At 66.0% G+C, this 14,703-nt stretch carries 17 protein-coding genes; 6 read left to right on the top strand and 11 right to left on the bottom strand.

The window, feature by feature from the left end:
* Positions 1 to 5 precede the first annotated feature (5 nt).
* The 3 genes from dipB to MXF70_RS03815 all read right to left on the bottom strand — a co-directional run bounded on the left by dipB (position 6) and on the right by MXF70_RS03815 (position 2,162).
* A complete protein-coding gene (gene dipB / locus MXF70_RS03825; RefSeq protein ID WP_248517598.1) occupies positions 6 to 398 on the bottom strand; it encodes a divisome-positioning protein B in 393 nt (130 codons plus the stop codon).
* A gap of 4 nt (positions 399 to 402) precedes the next feature.
* A complete protein-coding gene (gene dipA / locus MXF70_RS03820; protein WP_248517596.1) occupies positions 403 to 1,044 on the bottom strand; it encodes a divisome-positioning GTPase DipA in 642 nt (213 codons plus the stop codon).
* Between the two features lie 305 nt (positions 1,045 to 1,349).
* A complete protein-coding gene (locus MXF70_RS03815) occupies positions 1,350 to 2,162 on the bottom strand; it encodes a S24/S26 family peptidase (RefSeq protein ID WP_248517594.1) in 813 nt (270 codons plus the stop codon).
* 135 nt (positions 2,163 to 2,297) lie between these two features.
* Here MXF70_RS03815 and MXF70_RS03810 point away from each other — a divergent pair, with 135 nt between their 5' ends.
* Together MXF70_RS03810 and rnhB are read left to right on the top strand one after the other, a co-directional pair.
* A complete protein-coding gene (locus MXF70_RS03810) occupies positions 2,298 to 3,917 on the top strand; it encodes a DNA-directed DNA polymerase II small subunit (RefSeq protein WP_248517592.1) in 1,620 nt (539 codons plus the stop codon).
* A gap of 132 nt (positions 3,918 to 4,049) precedes the next feature.
* Entirely contained in the window at positions 4,050 to 4,775 is a 726-nt protein-coding gene (gene rnhB, locus MXF70_RS03805) for a ribonuclease HII (RefSeq protein WP_248517590.1), read from the top strand.
* A 55-nt stretch (positions 4,776 to 4,830) separates the two neighbouring features.
* Here rnhB and MXF70_RS03800 read toward each other — a convergent pair whose 3' ends face one another.
* Positions 4,831 to 5,826 (bottom strand): replication factor C small subunit, encoded by a 996-nt coding sequence (locus MXF70_RS03800; protein WP_248517588.1) that lies wholly within the window; start codon positions 5,824 to 5,826, stop codon positions 4,831 to 4,833.
* A 271-nt stretch (positions 5,827 to 6,097) separates the two neighbouring features.
* Between MXF70_RS03800 and MXF70_RS03795 the strand changes: the two genes are divergently transcribed.
* Positions 6,098 to 6,271 (top strand): DUF5786 family protein, encoded by a 174-nt coding sequence (locus MXF70_RS03795; RefSeq protein WP_248517586.1) that lies wholly within the window; start codon positions 6,098 to 6,100, stop codon positions 6,269 to 6,271.
* A gap of 21 nt (positions 6,272 to 6,292) precedes the next feature.
* On the opposite strand, the gene MXF70_RS03790 is transcribed toward MXF70_RS03795, so the two are convergent.
* From MXF70_RS03790 to MXF70_RS03770, 5 genes are all read right to left on the bottom strand, one after another.
* Entirely contained in the window at positions 6,293 to 7,153 is an 861-nt protein-coding gene (locus tag MXF70_RS03790; protein WP_445677850.1) for a DUF7530 family protein, read from the bottom strand.
* Positions 7,150 to 8,235, bottom strand: a complete 1,086-nt coding sequence (locus MXF70_RS03785; RefSeq protein WP_248517584.1) for an NAD(P)H-binding protein — start codon at positions 8,233 to 8,235, stop codon at positions 7,150 to 7,152. Before MXF70_RS03785 ends, MXF70_RS03790 begins: the two co-directional genes overlap by 4 nt.
* A gap of 113 nt (positions 8,236 to 8,348) precedes the next feature.
* Positions 8,349 to 9,296, bottom strand: coding sequence for an AEC family transporter (locus tag MXF70_RS03780; protein ID WP_248517582.1), 948 nt, complete (start codon positions 9,294 to 9,296; stop codon positions 8,349 to 8,351).
* A 150-nt stretch (positions 9,297 to 9,446) separates the two neighbouring features.
* On the bottom strand, positions 9,447 to 9,698 hold the full coding sequence (locus tag MXF70_RS03775; protein WP_248517581.1) for a DUF7123 family protein: 252 nt from the start codon (positions 9,696 to 9,698) through the stop codon (positions 9,447 to 9,449).
* A gap of 384 nt (positions 9,699 to 10,082) precedes the next feature.
* On the bottom strand, positions 10,083 to 10,910 hold the full coding sequence (locus tag MXF70_RS03770) for a molybdopterin synthase (protein WP_248517579.1): 828 nt from the start codon (positions 10,908 to 10,910) through the stop codon (positions 10,083 to 10,085).
* Between the two features lie 379 nt (positions 10,911 to 11,289).
* Here MXF70_RS03770 and MXF70_RS03765 point away from each other — a divergent pair, with 379 nt between their 5' ends.
* From MXF70_RS03765 to MXF70_RS03755, 3 genes are all read left to right on the top strand, one after another.
* Positions 11,290 to 11,745: a DUF5807 family protein gene (locus MXF70_RS03765; protein WP_248517577.1), complete on the top strand. Its 456-nt coding sequence runs from the start codon at positions 11,290 to 11,292 to the stop codon at positions 11,743 to 11,745.
* 98 nt (positions 11,746 to 11,843) lie between these two features.
* Positions 11,844 to 12,161: a hypothetical protein gene (locus tag MXF70_RS03760; RefSeq protein WP_248517575.1), complete on the top strand. Its 318-nt coding sequence runs from the start codon at positions 11,844 to 11,846 to the stop codon at positions 12,159 to 12,161.
* 78 nt (positions 12,162 to 12,239) lie between these two features.
* Positions 12,240 to 12,398, top strand: coding sequence for a hypothetical protein (locus MXF70_RS03755; protein ID WP_248517573.1), 159 nt, complete (start codon positions 12,240 to 12,242; stop codon positions 12,396 to 12,398).
* Positions 12,399 to 12,417: 19 nt separating this feature from the next.
* Here MXF70_RS03755 and larE read toward each other — a convergent pair whose 3' ends face one another.
* Both larE and MXF70_RS03745 read right to left on the bottom strand, forming a co-directional pair.
* Positions 12,418 to 13,404, bottom strand: coding sequence for an ATP-dependent sacrificial sulfur transferase LarE (gene larE, locus MXF70_RS03750; protein ID WP_248517571.1), 987 nt, complete (start codon positions 13,402 to 13,404; stop codon positions 12,418 to 12,420).
* 143 nt (positions 13,405 to 13,547) lie between these two features.
* The gene (locus MXF70_RS03745) at positions 13,548 to 14,609 is read right to left on the bottom strand and encodes a DUF7972 family membrane protein (protein WP_248517569.1); all 1,062 of its coding nucleotides are present in this window, start codon (positions 14,607 to 14,609) and stop codon (positions 13,548 to 13,550) included.
* Positions 14,610 to 14,703 lie beyond the last annotated feature (94 nt).

Here is a 14,703-nt window from a genome sequence, read left to right as displayed (position 1 = left end):
ATGGTTTACTTCCGCGAAACGAGCGCGCTGATCAGGGTCTCGTCCTTGTGCAGCGTCTCGATCTGGTTGGCTGGCCCGATGACCGTCAGCTTCGCCGTGTCCTCCTGGCCCATGAGGCGGCCGAGCAGGCTCTTGTCGCGGGCGTCGTTCTGGGGGTAGGTCTCGATCTCGATCCCGTTGAACCCGTCGGGGTCGATTTCGGACATCGTCACCTCGATGAGGCGGCTCTCCTCGTCGGGAGTCAGCCCCTCCTCGAGGATGACGATGTTACCGTCGTGGACGCCATCGAGGATGATCCGGATCTTCTCCATCGAGGCCAGCCCATCCATTCGCTCGCCGCTGATCAGATCGATCTGAACCCCGCTTCCGTCGTCCGTTGGTGCGGTTGCTTCCGGCATCGTCTCACCCGAAGTACTCCGCGATCTTGTCGTAGACTTCGTCCATGTTCTCTCCCTCCAGCGCCGACAGCGGCACTGTCTCGTGCTGTGGGAACGCCGAGGAGACGCGCTGAATGTTCGACTCTTCGAGGTCGATCTTGTTCCCGAAGATGAGGACCGGCAGGTCGCGGCTCTCGATGATGCCGATCAGCATCGTGTTGACCTGCGTGAAGGGATCCTCCGTAGAGTCGAGGACGTAGATGACGCCGTCGACGTCCTCGCGGAGCCAGTGCATAGCCTCCGCGACGCCCTCCGTGGCCTCACGGGACCGGCGAACGGCGTCGTCTTCCTCCATGTCGAAATCGAGGAACTCCTCGTAGTCGACCTTGGTCGTCACGCCCGGCGTGTCGACGACGTCGATCGTCACGGACTTGCCGTTGCGCTCGATCTCGACGTCTTCCTTGCGGCGTGCGCGACGGGTCTCGTGGGGGATGTGGCTCTCCGGTCCGACCGCGTCCCCGGTCCAGTCGCGTGCGATGCGATTCGCGAGCGTCGTCTTGCCGGCGTTCGGCGGGCCGTAGATCCCGATCCGCTTCGGATCCTGTTCCGAGAAGAGGCGGTCGGTGGCCCGCGTGATGCTGGCTTTGAGTCCTGTAAGCAGTCCCATCCTTGCTCCCGCACCGTGTGGTGCTAGTCAGGGGACCGTCCCGCGGTTACTTAATCCTACGTCAGACACATGTCTCGAAATGGAGCAGTTTCGCCTGCAGATAGCTGGTCTGGACGAACCGTTCCCCTCCTGTGGTTCGCTTCTATCCGCCTCGCGAGAGAACGGCCAATCAGCGAGGTCCACACGAAATGGAGGGGTCGTTTCGCCGGAAATGGGCCGCTTGCGATCGAGACCGACATCGGCGAGTGTGCAGTTCGTCGAGCCTCGAACCGCTACTGCGCCGTCCCCGAGCGCTGACGGATCGCTCAGGCCCCGCAGATGCCGCCCTCTGAGAGCGCCAGCCGGACGCAACCGAGATACGGCGTTCGCGTGACTGCCCGCCCGCGAATCCATGCCGGCTTGACGACGGTACTCTGTCCGTCGATCTGGTCGTAGTTCTGGTTCGCGTCCCCGCGCGTTACGTATCCACTGTGCGGAGCGGGGCAGCTCTGGGGGACGTCCGAACACTCGTCGACGCTTCCGAGATGCGTGGGATCGGCCCTGTCGATCCAGTTTTCGCCCTGGTCGACCCACAACACAGCGCGGTGGATAATCGGCGTGCCGTCGTCTCCGTCTGGTTTGTACACAATTACGCTGCCGCCGCGCCCGAACTGCTGGTGCTCAGTGCCACTCGCGTTCGCATGCGTCACGATCCCGTGCTCGTCCGCGAGCTGGGACGCGAAGCGATCCTCCTCGACGACGAGCACGAGATCGCCCTGCTCCATGTTCGGCTGCATACTCCCGCTCTCGACGGCCACCAGCGGCGGCCAGACGCCGCTGACGGCGAACAACGCGAGACCGAGAATCGCGACGATGACCACGCTCGAGAGGATGTCTCGCGAGGCGATCACCAGCGGGCGATCCGATCGAAAATACCACAGGAGCGGGCGGCTCGTCGGATCCGGAACCGACTGGGCCCGCCCCGAGGCGGCGGGCGGCTGACGCGGTGGTACTCGCGCGTCCTCTCTGGCCGGTTCTGCGGGCTGCGTGGAGGGGTCGTCGACCGAGTCGTCGCCGGGGTTGTCGTCGGCAGCGACGTCCTCGTCCCGGGTGGGGGCGCCGCCCCCGGAATTACTCATCGCTCGCGAGTAACTCGCCGAGCGGAATCAACGTTTCCGTTGTGCGAGGCCGTCGACCGCTCGCCAGTTCGCTGCCCAGCCCAACGCCGACGCACGTCCGGCACGCTTTTGCGCGCCTACGGCAGAACGGTGTACGTGCCACTGGAGTCGTCGACCCGGATCGCTCGCGAGCTAGCTGGCCGTGGCTACAACGCCGATCCGGAGGCCGTGACCCTCATTGCGGGTGCGGAGGATCCCGAAGCCATTCTCGCGGCTGCAGTCGACGCAACGCCTGCCGACGCGCTCGTTGTCGAAACTGACGTCGTAAAGGACGTTCTGGCGACGCAGGCGGCCGCTAATCGGGAGAACGGCGAGAGCGAAGACCCCACCGTTTCAACTGGAGATGGCGGCGCCGTCGGATCGAGTCAGACGGCCGTTGCACCCGAAGCTGAGGGGTCTGTCTCGGGAATGGCCGCCGCGGACGCCGGCGGGGAATCGGGGCCTGCTACCGGGCCTGGGGACGACGTTGCAGGTGGAAGCGCCGTCGCTGATCGGGCGAATCGATCGACGGCGAATCGCGATCTGGAGATTCTGGGTGACATCACCGGGGAGAGCACCGGAACCGGGGACTACTCGGATTTCGTCGAGATGTTCCGGGACCGCTACGAGCGGCTCTCGAAGAAGCTCCGCGGGCGAGTGACCCACCGCCCGACGAACCGGCTGGAATCAGACCCCGGCGGCGAGGCCGCGATCATCGGGATGGTCGACGACGTGCGCTCGACGGCGAACGGTCACTGGCTGATCGACCTCGAGGATTTCAACGGGACGTTCCCCGTACTGATCACGAAGGACCGGGCGATCGCCGACCAGGTCGACGAACTGCTGACCGACGAGGTGATCGCCGTCGAGGGAACGATCGCCGACGACGGCGGCATCCTCTTCGTCGACGAGTTGCATTTCCCGGAGGTCCCGCGAACGTTCCAACCCTCGACGGCCGACCGCCACGTCCAGGCGGCGCTGATCAGCGACATTCACGTCGGCAGCCAGGAGTTCGAAGCCGACGCGTGGAACCGCTTTGCCGACTGGCTCCACACGGAGGAGGCCGAGCACATCGAGTATCTGCTAATCGCGGGAGACATGGTCGAGGGCGTCGGCGTCTACCCCGACCAGGACGAGGAACTCTCGATCGTCGACGTCTACGAGCAGTACGAGACGTTCGCAGAACACCTCAAGGCAGTGCCAGCGGACGTCGAGATCGTGATGATCCCAGGCAACCACGACGCGGTCCGCCTCGCCGAACCCCAGCCGGCCTTCGACGAGGAGCTCCGGGAGATCATGTCCGCACACGACGCCCGGATCACGGGCAACCCCTCCACCGTCGAGATCGAGGGCGTCTCGTTCCTGCTGTACCACGGCGTCTCCCTCGACGAGATGATCGCCGAACTGCCCGAGGAGAAGGCGAACTACGACGAGCCCCAGAAGCCCATGTACCAGCTCCTGAAAAAGCGCCACGTCGCGCCGCAGTACGGCGGTCACATGCGCCTCGCGCCGGAGAAAGAAGATTACCTCGTGATCGACGAGGTGCCGGACGTCTTCCACACCGGCCACGTCCACAAGCTCGGGTACGGCAAGTACCGCAACGTCCTCGCGATCAACTCCGGCTGTTGGCAGGCCCAGACGGATTTCCAGCGCAGCGTCAACATCGACCCGGACGTCGCGTACGCCCCGATCGTCGATCTCGACACGCTCGACGTGACGATCCGGAAGTTCCGGTAAGGCGGTATCCGAGCCGAGCAGTACCTCCGCTTCCACTCCAACTTCTGCCGAGTCCGTAGCTGCAGACGACTGTATACGCCAGCACCGTACGGTTCGGAAAGGACTTTGCCTCCAGCCGCTGCACCCTCCTGCATGCACATCGGGACCGACGAGGCCGGCAAAGGCCCCGTCCTCGGGCCGATGGTGGCGGCCGCCGTCGGCGTCCCAGATCCGGACGTCCTCCCCGGAGACGTCGCGGACTCGAAGCGGCTCTCGCCCGCCCGGCGCGAGGAACTCGACGCGACCATTCGCGACGACGATCGGATCGCCGTCGGCGTGGTGGCCGTCGGCGTCGATCGCATCGACGACCCCGACACGGACATGAACGGACTGACCGTCGTGGCCCACGCTGACGCGACCGAATCCGTTCTCGCGAACGGCGAGATGATGGACGCAAATGAGGAGACGACGGAGGCCGCCCCAGGCGCAGCCGACGGATCCCGCGAGATCGAGTTGCTCGCAGACGCCTGTGACACCAGCGAGGAGCGGTTCGCTCGCCGACTCTCCGCGTCGATCGACGCCGACGGTTCGGGGACGGACAAGCTTGCGGTCGACGCTCGCCACGGCGCCGACGACGAGGATCCAGCCGTCGCCGCTGCCTCGATCGTCGCGAAAGTCGAACGCGACGCTCGCGTGGCCGAGATCGCAACCGAGTTCGGTGACGTTGGGAGTGGCTATCCGAGCGATCCGACGACCCGATCCTTCCTCGAAGGCTACGTCCGGGAGCACGAACGGCTGCCCGGCTGTGCGCGGCGGAGCTGGCAGACCTGCGAGGACGTTCTGGCGTCCGTCGAACAGGCAGGTCTCGGTGAATTCTAGCGAACTCTACAAATCTCTTTGCGGATGTCGCGAACAACAACGGCCGCCGACTCCCTCACTCCAGCGCCAGCGACGCGAGCATCGCCTCGAGCTGGATGCGCTCGTCGGCGCCCTCGACGATCCGGTACTCCGCCTCGCCGATGCGATCCATCAGCCGAACGGTGGCCTGTTCCTCGAGTTCGAGGTCCCAGACCGAGCGGTGGAGCTGATCGATGACGTCGCCGCCCGCGATGCCGCGGTCGATCAGGAGCGATTCGAGTGCAGCGCGGGCCGCGAGGAAGTCGCCCTCGATAGCGTGCTCGACCATCTCGAGGACCTCCTCTGGCCGGGCGGTCGAGGTGATCTCGTAGACGGCTTCCTCGTCGACGACGGTCTGGCCAGTCGCCGCGGCGGCCTGGAGGGCGTTGATCGCCCGCCGCATGTCACCGTCGGCGGCGTAGGCGATGGCGTCGTAGCCGCTCTCCTCGACCTCGATCCCTTCCTCGCTGGAGACGATCTCGATCTGCTGTCGGATCGCCTCGTCAGTGAGCGGCGGGAACCGGAACACCGCACACCGGGACTGGATCGGGTCGATGATCCGCGAGGAGTAGTTACACGAGAGGATGAAGCGGGTGTTGTTGGAGAACTGCTCCATCGTCCGCCGGAGCGCGGACTGGGCGTCGCTCGTCAGCGCGTCCGCCTCGTCGAGGAAGATGATCCGGAACCCGTACTTGTCGCCGCTGAAGGACGTCCGGGCGAAGTCCTTGATTCGCCCGCGCACGACGTCGATCCCGCGCTGGTCACTGGCGTTGAGTTCGAGGAAATGTTCTCGCCAGTCGTCGCCGTAGATCTCCTTCGCGATCGCGACGGCGGTCGTCGTCTTGCCGACGCCGGCGGGGCCGGCGAACAGCAGGTTCGGGAGGTCGTCACCCGCGACGTACTGCTGGATGCGTTCTGTGATCGTCTCGTGGCCGACGACGTCCGCGAGACGCTGTGGTCGGTATTTCTCGACCCAGACGTCCTCTCTGGTCGCGGCAGTATCGTCGACCGCGTCGGCGTCGGCCTCGCTCATGGTCGTGCGGAGCGGCGGGGCGGGCTTAAATCGCGCGGGACCGGTCGCGTTCGATCGAGACGCACGCTCAGGAGTGGGGTGCTCTCCGGCGATGACTGTCGTGAGCGAGCTGTGAGGGACGAGGGAGTGATGAGTGGACGAGTCAACTGTCGAACCATCGCTGGAATCGTCGTCAAGGCCGTCTATCGTAGGCAACTGGGAGCTACAGCGCAATGATCCGAACTACCGTTACATTCATTATTGGTACTATCTAACACTGTGTTAGATTACCATGTCAATGGGTGCCTATGACGAAGACGAGCACGAACGTCGCGAGCGGAAGTCCAACACGGTGGACGCGGCTTTCGACGACGACCGGCACGAGTACGAGGGGTCGATGGAGTACGATTCGGGAGACTCGGCGGAGGATCTGCTCGACCAGTTCGAGGAGATAAAATCTCACTGACGCTTCCTCACTGACGCTTCCTCACCGTCGCAACAGAGCGACCGACAGTGAAACGGCCACCGCAACCGCGATTACGTGACCAACTAATGCACCTGCTAGCAGCGGCCGACCCCAGACGATCGGAAGCAGCGCGAGCTGCAGTGCAGCGAACGCGAGCGGCCACAGGTCCGCACGGGCGATGGCACGAGCGGTCTCGGGATCGAACTCGTAACGCCAGGACCGCCAGACGGCGGCGACGCTCGCCCACCAGCCGATGCCGATTCGGTAGACGACGTCCCACGCGAGGAGCAAGGCGAGATACGTCGCTGGCAGCGGCGGATCGACGCCGAGCGCGGACTCGAGCAACGGTGTCTCCGCACCGACCGGGTTTGCGGCGAACAGGTAGGTCACCAGTCCGACGTAGGCCAGCACCGAGAGCACGACCTCGATTCGCGATCCGAAGGCCAGCCGGCGATAGGCGGCCGGCACCGGGAGCGCTCGCAGTTGATCGCCCATTCGCAGCGTGATCGCGCTCCCACCACCGGCGACGAGCACGGCGACGGTTCCGACGATCGCGGCGTCCCAGAGGTCGTACACTGCGGCGAGTGCGAGCACGCCGATCTCGAAGGCGACGATCTGGAGGGCAACGGCGGTCCGCGGCGCAATCGAGAGGCCGGGAATCGCGCCGATCAACCCCTCGTAAGTCCAGGTCTCGCCGTACGCGGGTAGCTCGACCTGTTCGTCTTCGGTCTCGTCCGTGGGCGTATCCGGCCCAGTTCTCGACGCGTCGGCACCTCTCGACCCGTCCCCGTCCCCCGATCCGCTCTCGGATCCTGCCCCGGTCTCAGGCCCTGACTCGCTCTCGTCGTCGGATTCGACCTCCTGGCCCCGGTCGGCCGTCACGGCCGCTCCTCCCCCAGCGCCAGCCGAACCGCGTCGTCGAACGGCGTCTTGTCGACGGTGACGTACTCGTCGATCTCGCTGTCCTCGACCACGACCGGCGTCCGAAGCCCCTCGATCAGCGGTCTCGCGATCGCGGCGTCGACGTCGGTCACGAACCCGACCCAGTAGGAGGACAACCGCGGCGATAGCACGGGCACCGGCAGAATGTGTGGTTCTCGCCCGAGTGCGCGCCCGACGCGCTGGAGCATCTCCCCGTACGGCAGCACCTCCGGGCCGCCGATGCCGTAGGTCCCGCCGGCGGTCTCGGGTGCGTCGAGGACGCCGGCGAGATACGCAACTGCGTCCGCGATCGCTATCGGCTGGCAGGGCGTCTGCACCCAGCTCGGCGTCACCATCACCGGTAGCTTCATCGCGAGCTGTCGGACGATTTCGAACCCGGCGCTGCCCGATCCGACGACGATCGCAGCTCGGAGAGTCGTGAGCTGGTAGTCGCCATCGGCGAGGATCGCCTCGACCTCCCGCCGAGAGCGGAGGTGTGGCGAGAGGTCGTCGAGCGTCCTGCCACGCGCGTCGCCCGAATCAGCCTCGTTCGGTCCGCTGTCGGTCCTCCCGTCTGGTCGTCGGTCACCCGTCTTCTCGCCCGACGCTCTGTCCCCAGTCCCTTCGCCGAGCCCGCCCAGGTAGATCACACGCTCGAGGCCGGCTGCCGACGCCGCATCGGCAAAATTTCGCGCGAGCGTCCGATCCAGTTCTTCGAAATCCTCGCCGGCCCGCATCGAGTGGATGAGATAGTAGGCGGCGTCGCAGTCCCCGATCACCTCGGCAAACGTGGTACTGGTCGTCGACGCGTCGGTAGCCGGTCCGTCGTCGACGGCGGACGACGCGTCGTCGGCCCCTTGCGGTTCGTAGACTGTCACCGACTCCGGTTTCTGCAGATCGCCCTCGATCACTCGCACGTCTGCTGGTAGCCCCGCCGCCGTTCGGTCACGGACGAGCGCAGTGACTTCGTGGCCGCGGTCGAGCAGCGCGGGGAGGAGATGCCGGCCGACGAAGCCGGTCGCACCGGTGAGGAGAACGTGCACGTTCGATACCAGGGCCGCCGGCCACATGATACCGGCGGTGGCGGTGGTCCGCGGTTCTCACCTCCGATTCGACGGTTTCCAGCACCCGTTTCGCCACTCGATCGTGGTTCCAGCTACACCAGGACGCCGTCCTGCAACAGCGCGATCAGCACCGTCAGCGTCACCACGCTCGCGAGCGTCGTGAGGAGGACGGCAGTGCTGAGGAACTCCGGTGCGGTGACGCCCTCCTGCTCCTCGCCGTACTCGACGACGAGCATCAGCGGCGTCACCGCTGCGGGCATCGCACAGGCGAGGACGAACACGCGACCGACCTCGGTCGAGAGCCCGAGACCCATAGCGACTCCCAGTGCGACCACTGGCGCGACGAACAGCTTCAGCAGGGAGGCGGCCACCGCCGAGCGCAGCGCAGCGCCGTAGGTGGTGTTCGCAAGCTGGATTCCCAGCAGGAGGAGCATCACCGGGATCGCGGCGTTTCCGGTGAGCTGGATGGCTTCCATCGCCGCGGAGTCGGCGGGTGGCACCACGGAGAGCGCCCTGGCCAGCCACGCGGCCGCGAGCGCGTAGACGAGTGGGAGGGTGAACACCTCGATCACGGCCTCGCGACCGGAGGCCATCGTTCCGCGAGACGCGATATACACGCCGATCGTGTACATCAACACGGCCTGGAAGACGATGTAGAGGATCGCCGTCGAGCGGCCGACGCTCCCGAACGCGAACGCCGCCAGCGGGATCCCGTAGTTGCCGGCGTTGGGGAACGTGCTTGCGAGTACCATCGCACCGCGCGTCTCGTCCGGGTGTCCAGTGATGCGGGCGACGCCAGTCGCGATCGCCACCATTCCGAGGGTAAACGCGGTCACGCCGACGCCGAGTCGAACAGCGGTCTCGCCACCGATCGGGGTCGTCGCGAGGCTGTGGAAGACGAGCGCCGGCGTCAGGACGTAGATCGAGATCGCCGCAAGCGGCTCGACGTCCACGTCGCGGACCCACCCGAGTGCGTAGCCGGCGCTCGCGATCGCCAGCACCGGCAACACGGCCTGGGTCAGCGCGTCGAACAGCGACACGTGCCTGGCTCTTCGTGTGACTACGAAAGTGTTTGCGCTCGGGCACGACGGTCCGGCTGTCGATGGGAACGTCGGAGAATCAGAAAACGGCTGTCAGCGTGCGTCGAGCGGGGACCAGACGCCGACGGTCTGGAGCCGTGGAGAGGGAACTCAGTTCGGCTCGATGCGCCAGGTCGTCGCGCTCGTGTAGGACCACTTCTCGACGCTGATCTCGCGGGCGGACTCGCTGAGTTTGACCATCAGCGCGCCGATCTCTTTGGGCGAGAGGCCGACCTCGTCCGCGATGAACTTGCTCTTGAAGTATACGATGCCTTCCTCGCTGACCTTGTTCGAGAGGTAGTCCTGGAGTCGCTCCTGCTTGGCGTGCGTACCCTCGCTGGAGGGCTGGGTAGTGGCGCTCATGCGTCACTCCTGCCTATCGCTCACTACCTGTTATAAGCGACAGTCGCTTCGGCCGATTTCGGGAATATTCCCCCAGATCGGCGACGTTTCACACCTTTCGGGCGGCTTAACGGACCTTTCACGAAGGGCTGAAAACTTGTTAGACCTTTTAGAACGCTCTCTAAGAAGCTCATCTCCACCAGAAATAGACCTGTCCGTTTTGCGCCAGAATCCGTGGACATCGCGGCGAAATCGTGGTTTGGATGGTCGCGCGCGGTGCTCCACGGCGCCGCTCGCGGTGCCGAACTCCCCCGTGATCGAGCTCACGAACCACCCGTTCGCCCGGCAATCTGTGGTGTTGGAGACAACTGTCTGGGGTTCCAGCCGAGGAGTCGACCCCTCCGGTCAGCGCTCGTGCCGCCAGAACTCCTCGCCCACAGTGACCTCCTTCTTGAACAACGGCACCTCCGCTTTGAGCCGGTCGATGCCGTCCTCGACCGCCCGAAACGCTGAGGTGCGGTGGCCGGCCAGCACCACGACGAACACGATGTGCTCGCCGGGCTCGAGGACGCCGGTGCGGTGGTGGAGTGCGACGCGCTGCACGTCCTCCCGCGATTCGAGATCCGCACGGAGGCTGGCCATCCGTTCCTCGGCGAGACCGTCGTACCGTTCGAACTCCAGGTGCTCGGTCGGCTCGTCGTCCGGACCGTCGCGGGCCCGCACCCGCCCCGTGAACGTCGCGATAGCACCGGCGCGCTCCGCCGTCTCGGCGCGCTCGACCTCCGCGACGAGCGATTCGAGCGTCTCGTGGGGATCGGTGGCCTCCAGCATCTCGATCAGTGCCTCGACATCGACGGCGTCGGCCCGCTCGGCCTCGCAGAGGACGTCGCCACCGGCCTCACGGCCGCCGAGTGCGACCTGTGGAATGTGCGCGTCACTGTACCCTTCGACGATGGCGTAGTCGTAGGCCGGCGCGAGATCGTCGAGCGTCTCCTCGAGCGTCCGCTCGCTGCCCGTCGCGAACCACCCCTCGTCGTCGGTCAGTCCGAACGTCGCGTCGGCGCCGCTTGCCCGATGTCGGGCAGTGTCCTTGCCCTCGGTGTCGAGATCGGGCTCGTGCGTGCAGTGTTTGATCGTCGCGATTTGACCGCGCTCGGCGAGCTCGCTGACGAGGCGCTCCACGAGGGTCGTCTTTCCACAGTTGGAGGGCCCGACCACGCCCAGAATCTGCATGTTTCACACACTGGTATCGGCCTGTTTGTAGGTGTCGCTGAGCGTGTTTGTTGCTCTACAGTTAGTCCCGACAGGCCGACAGCGAACCGCCTTGGAAGCCCCCTCCCGCTCGACGAATCTAACTCGCTGCGCGCTTCGCTCAGTCGCTCAGCTCCTTCGCTGCAGTGCTTACTTCGTTAGATTCGACGAGCGGTCGGCCCCTTCCAGTCCCGGAAGAGCAAGCTCTTCCGACCTTCGCAGAATCGCAGATTCTGCTCAGTCCCACCCTGTGGACATTCGCCGGTCTCGAACCCCGCTGGATGGTATGGTGAGCGTCTGGGCGGTGGGATCGCTGCCGTCGAACCGCCGACCTTTTGCGGTCAACGACCGGAATTCGTCCATGACCGACGCACGTGCGGAGTTCCTGGCAGGGGAGCGCCCCGAGGACGTGGCGCTGTTTCTGAGCGAGCGAGTGCTCGACGATCCCAGCGCGCTGCTGGAGTACGGCGAGGAGGTGCCCGGCGGCGTCCTGCTCGTGATGGACGGCGAGACCGGCCGGAGCGTCTTCCAGTCCGCGACGGAGATGGACGCGATGGGCTTTGCTGGCAAGGCGATGAAGACCGACGGCGAGATCGCGCTGGATCTCACCGGCGCCAACTGTCCCAAAGTGGACGATCCCGACACGCCAGAGGAAGCCGACCACGTGCCGCGGTTCGTCTTCGCGTTCGCCGAGGCCGAAAACGAGGAGGTCGGCGGGCGCTACGCGGAGGGCGACGTCATCCACGCCTACGCGCACTGTAGCTGTGGTGCCGCGTTCTCCCAGAACTGGGTCGCCGGCGAGCGCGACGAAGAGTAGGCAGCCGGGTGTCGGAACGGACAGTGAGAGGAAGAGAGATACAGCAGCGCGCCCGCCCGCGGAGAAAGACCTAACCGCGGCGCGCGCCGCCACCGGGTATGGGCATCGAGCAGTTCCGCACGCAGATCGAGGAGGCACGGCGACTCGCCGACGAGGCCGAGGATCCACAGGTCGAAGAACAGTACCGACAGCACGCCGACCTGCTCGACAGCGTCGAGTCGATGCTTTCGGCACAACAGCGGCTGCTCGACCGGAAAAACGAGTCGCTCGAAGCGCTCACCGGGCTCCTCCTGACCTTCCACGAACAGTACGCCGGCGAACTCGACGGCGAAGCAGCCGAGCAGCTCGACCGGATCGCGGAGGCTGCCGCGGACGTCAAGGAGAGCGTCGAGAGCGAGCGACAGACCGTCGAGTAGTGGATTTGGCCTCTGCCGAGTACTGCCGATCTGAGCTGCCCGGAACCGTTATTCCCTCCCGCCGCCCGCATTGGGCCAATGGCTGTGTACTACGTGACCTGTTTCGGCGACCGGGTCGCCGGCCCCTTCGACTCCCGGAGCGAGGCCAAGCGGATCGCCGACGAGGAGAACACCACCGAGATCGGCGACAACTACGCCGTCGAGCGCGTCGACGGCGAGGACAGCGCCAGCGCGTGAGCGAACCGAGGGTTTTCTCTCAGTCGCTCGTCGGATAGTCGACGTCGAAGACGTCCTCGACCACCGGCTCGTCCGTGCCGCTACCCGATTCCGCCGGATCGGCCGACGTCTCCGCCTGGTTCGCTCCCGCTGACCCATCCGCTCCAGTCGTCCCGTTTGCTTCCCCAGTTTCGTCTCCGCTCTCCGTCGCCTCCGCGGCGTCGTCGCCGGGGCTCACGCTGCCGGTCTCGTACCCCTGAAGATCCAGCGTCACGTGATCGAACCCCAGGTCGAGCATGTGCTCCCGGGCGGCGTCGGCGAACCCGGCGTCGAGTGCGACCGATAGCTCGTCGGCGCCGACCTCGATCCGCGCGAGCCCGTCGTGATCACGGACGCGGAACTGGTCGAATCCCCAGGTTCGGAGCAGCTGTTCGGCCTTCTCGATCCGGGTGAGTCGCTGTTCGGTGACCTCGAGACCGGTCGGGATCCGCGAGGAGAGACAGGCCATCGAGGGTTTGTCGGCGACGGGGAGGTCGTAGCGCTCCGCGATCTCGCGGACCTCCTCTTTCCCGATGTCGTGTTCGAGCAGCGGCGAGTGAGCGTCGAGCTCCTCGACGGCCTGCAGCCCGGGCCGGTGCCCCTCGCCGGGATCGGAGGCGTTCGTCCCGTCACAGACCGTCTCGACACCGAGCTCCGTCGCGTGCTCGTACATCCGGCCGAGGCGCATCGTCCGGCAGTGGTAGCAGCGGTCCTCTCCGTTGGCGACGAACTGGGGTGAGTCGAGCTCGGAGAACTCGACGACGTCGTGGCGAATCCCGATCGCGTCGGCGACCTCGCGAGCGTCGTCGAGCTCAGCGGCAGGCAGCGTCTCGCTCTTGGCGGTACAGGCGACGGCGTCCTCGCCCAGCGCGTCGTGGGCGATAGCCGCGACGACCGCGGAGTCGACGCCCCCCGAAAAGGCGACGAGTGCGGCCTCTCGCTCGGCGAGGTCTGCTTTCGCCGAAGCGAGTTTCTCGTCGATACTCATTGCCACGTCAACAGGCTCCGCGGCCAAAAGGTCGTGGATACCCGGCCCAGCCCTCCCACACTACCGGGGGAGCGACGTCGAGCGCTGTCGTCTGGACCGCTGCTGGTACGCGAGAATGGTGTCGCCAGCGCTCGCAATCGGATTCAGTCGTCGTCCGGCCGATCCGTCGTGCGGAGGACGAACGGTCCCATCGCCAGCGTCCGCTTCGCCACGGTCGCGATCCGAAGCACGAATGACAGCAAGATCGCGAACGGTGCCAGGGCGACCGTCGTGGCAGTGATCACCAGCCAGGACTGGTTCGCCACGCCGAGCGTCGTGCCGCCGATGGTCCCGGCGTTCCCGAGCACGAGCAGTCCGGCGATCGTGACGACAAGCGCCGGGATCGCCGAGTAGAGCATCGCTTGCGAGAGATCCGTCAGCGACCACTGGAAGTACAGCGTTTTGACGTGCTCGCGGGCTGGTCCGAACCGTTCCAGGTGCGTCACGACGTCGTCGAGCGCGGCGGTCGCGTCCTCGTCGAGCGGTGGGGTCGCGTCGTCGCCATCTTCATCAGATCCGGCATCCGTACCACCGCCGTACAGCCCCTGAATTCGCTTCCCCTCGTAGATCTTCAGCGAGTAGTTGAAGCCGAGCGCGGCCTGGACGACGTCGAAGGTGCCGAACTGCGCGGAATCGAGCCCCTCGCGGACCGTCTCGGCGTTCTCGATCAGCTCGTCTGCGAAGGATTCGACCGCGTCACGGGCCTCCTGGTCGTCGACGTCTGCCACGTCCTCGCGGAGCGCCCGCGCTCGGTCCGCCGTCGCGCCGAGCAACGCGTGGAGAAACGCCGACGGCTCCGGGGGGCTGACGGGTTCGTCGAGATCGTCGGCGACATCGTCCCGAAACGCGAGCGCCGCCTGCATCCGGTCGCGCTGGTCGCCGACCGCGCCGAGCTCCTGGGAGAGCACGACCTGGTTGATCGTCACGACGAGCGTGACCCCGGTGATGATCGACGTGATCATCGCCTGAAACAGCGTCTCCGTCGGGTCCGACGCGGCGATCGCGTCGCTCAACGGCACCGGATCGATCGCGACGAACACGGCCAGTGCCACGAAGATGACTGCCAGGACCATCCCGGCGACTGCCCATCGGTTCGCGCCGAGCAGGAGCCAGAGCCTGAAGCGGCTGCCCGGCACCCGCGAGCGCATGGAGTCGTCGGAGGTCATTGTGTGGCCGGGTCTGACGGCCCGGAACTGCGCGGTACTACCACGCCGTCCCGGAAAAAGATCGGTGCTCTCCGGAGCGAATCCCGAGGCGTCG

The sequence above is a fragment of the Salinarchaeum laminariae genome, from assembly GCF_023204835.1.
Taxonomy (GTDB): Archaea; Halobacteriota; Halobacteria; order Halobacteriales; family Salinarchaeaceae; genus Salinarchaeum; species Salinarchaeum laminariae.
The sequence above is the reverse complement of the archived record's forward strand: the minus strand, read 5'-3'. Positions and strand labels throughout refer to the sequence as shown.

Excerpts from the sequence above, each read along its gene's own strand:
- dipB (WP_248517598.1), bottom strand. The coding sequence starts at position 398 with ATGCCGGAAGCAACCGCACCAACGGACGACGGAAGCGGGGTTCAGATC.
- dipA (WP_248517596.1), bottom strand. The coding sequence starts at position 1,044 with ATGGGACTGCTTACAGGACTCAAAGCCAGCATCACGCGGGCCACCGAC.
- MXF70_RS03815 (WP_248517594.1), bottom strand. The coding sequence starts at position 2,162 with ATGAGTAATTCCGGGGGCGGCGCCCCCACCCGGGACGAGGACGTCGCT.
- rnhB (WP_248517590.1), top strand. The coding sequence starts at position 4,050 with ATGCACATCGGGACCGACGAGGCCGGCAAAGGCCCCGTCCTCGGGCCG.
- MXF70_RS03800 (WP_248517588.1), bottom strand. The coding sequence starts at position 5,826 with ATGAGCGAGGCCGACGCCGACGCGGTCGACGATACTGCCGCGACCAGA.
- MXF70_RS03795 (WP_248517586.1), top strand. The coding sequence starts at position 6,098 with ATGTCAATGGGTGCCTATGACGAAGACGAGCACGAACGTCGCGAGCGG.
- MXF70_RS03775 (WP_248517581.1), bottom strand. The coding sequence starts at position 9,698 with ATGAGCGCCACTACCCAGCCCTCCAGCGAGGGTACGCACGCCAAGCAG.
- MXF70_RS03770 (WP_248517579.1), bottom strand. The coding sequence starts at position 10,910 with ATGCAGATTCTGGGCGTGGTCGGGCCCTCCAACTGTGGAAAGACGACC.
- MXF70_RS03765 (WP_248517577.1), top strand. The coding sequence starts at position 11,290 with ATGACCGACGCACGTGCGGAGTTCCTGGCAGGGGAGCGCCCCGAGGAC.
- MXF70_RS03760 (WP_248517575.1), top strand. The coding sequence starts at position 11,844 with ATGGGCATCGAGCAGTTCCGCACGCAGATCGAGGAGGCACGGCGACTC.
- MXF70_RS03755 (WP_248517573.1), top strand. The coding sequence starts at position 12,240 with ATGGCTGTGTACTACGTGACCTGTTTCGGCGACCGGGTCGCCGGCCCC.
- larE (WP_248517571.1), bottom strand. The coding sequence starts at position 13,404 with ATGAGTATCGACGAGAAACTCGCTTCGGCGAAAGCAGACCTCGCCGAG.
- MXF70_RS03745 (WP_248517569.1), bottom strand. The coding sequence starts at position 14,609 with ATGACCTCCGACGACTCCATGCGCTCGCGGGTGCCGGGCAGCCGCTTC.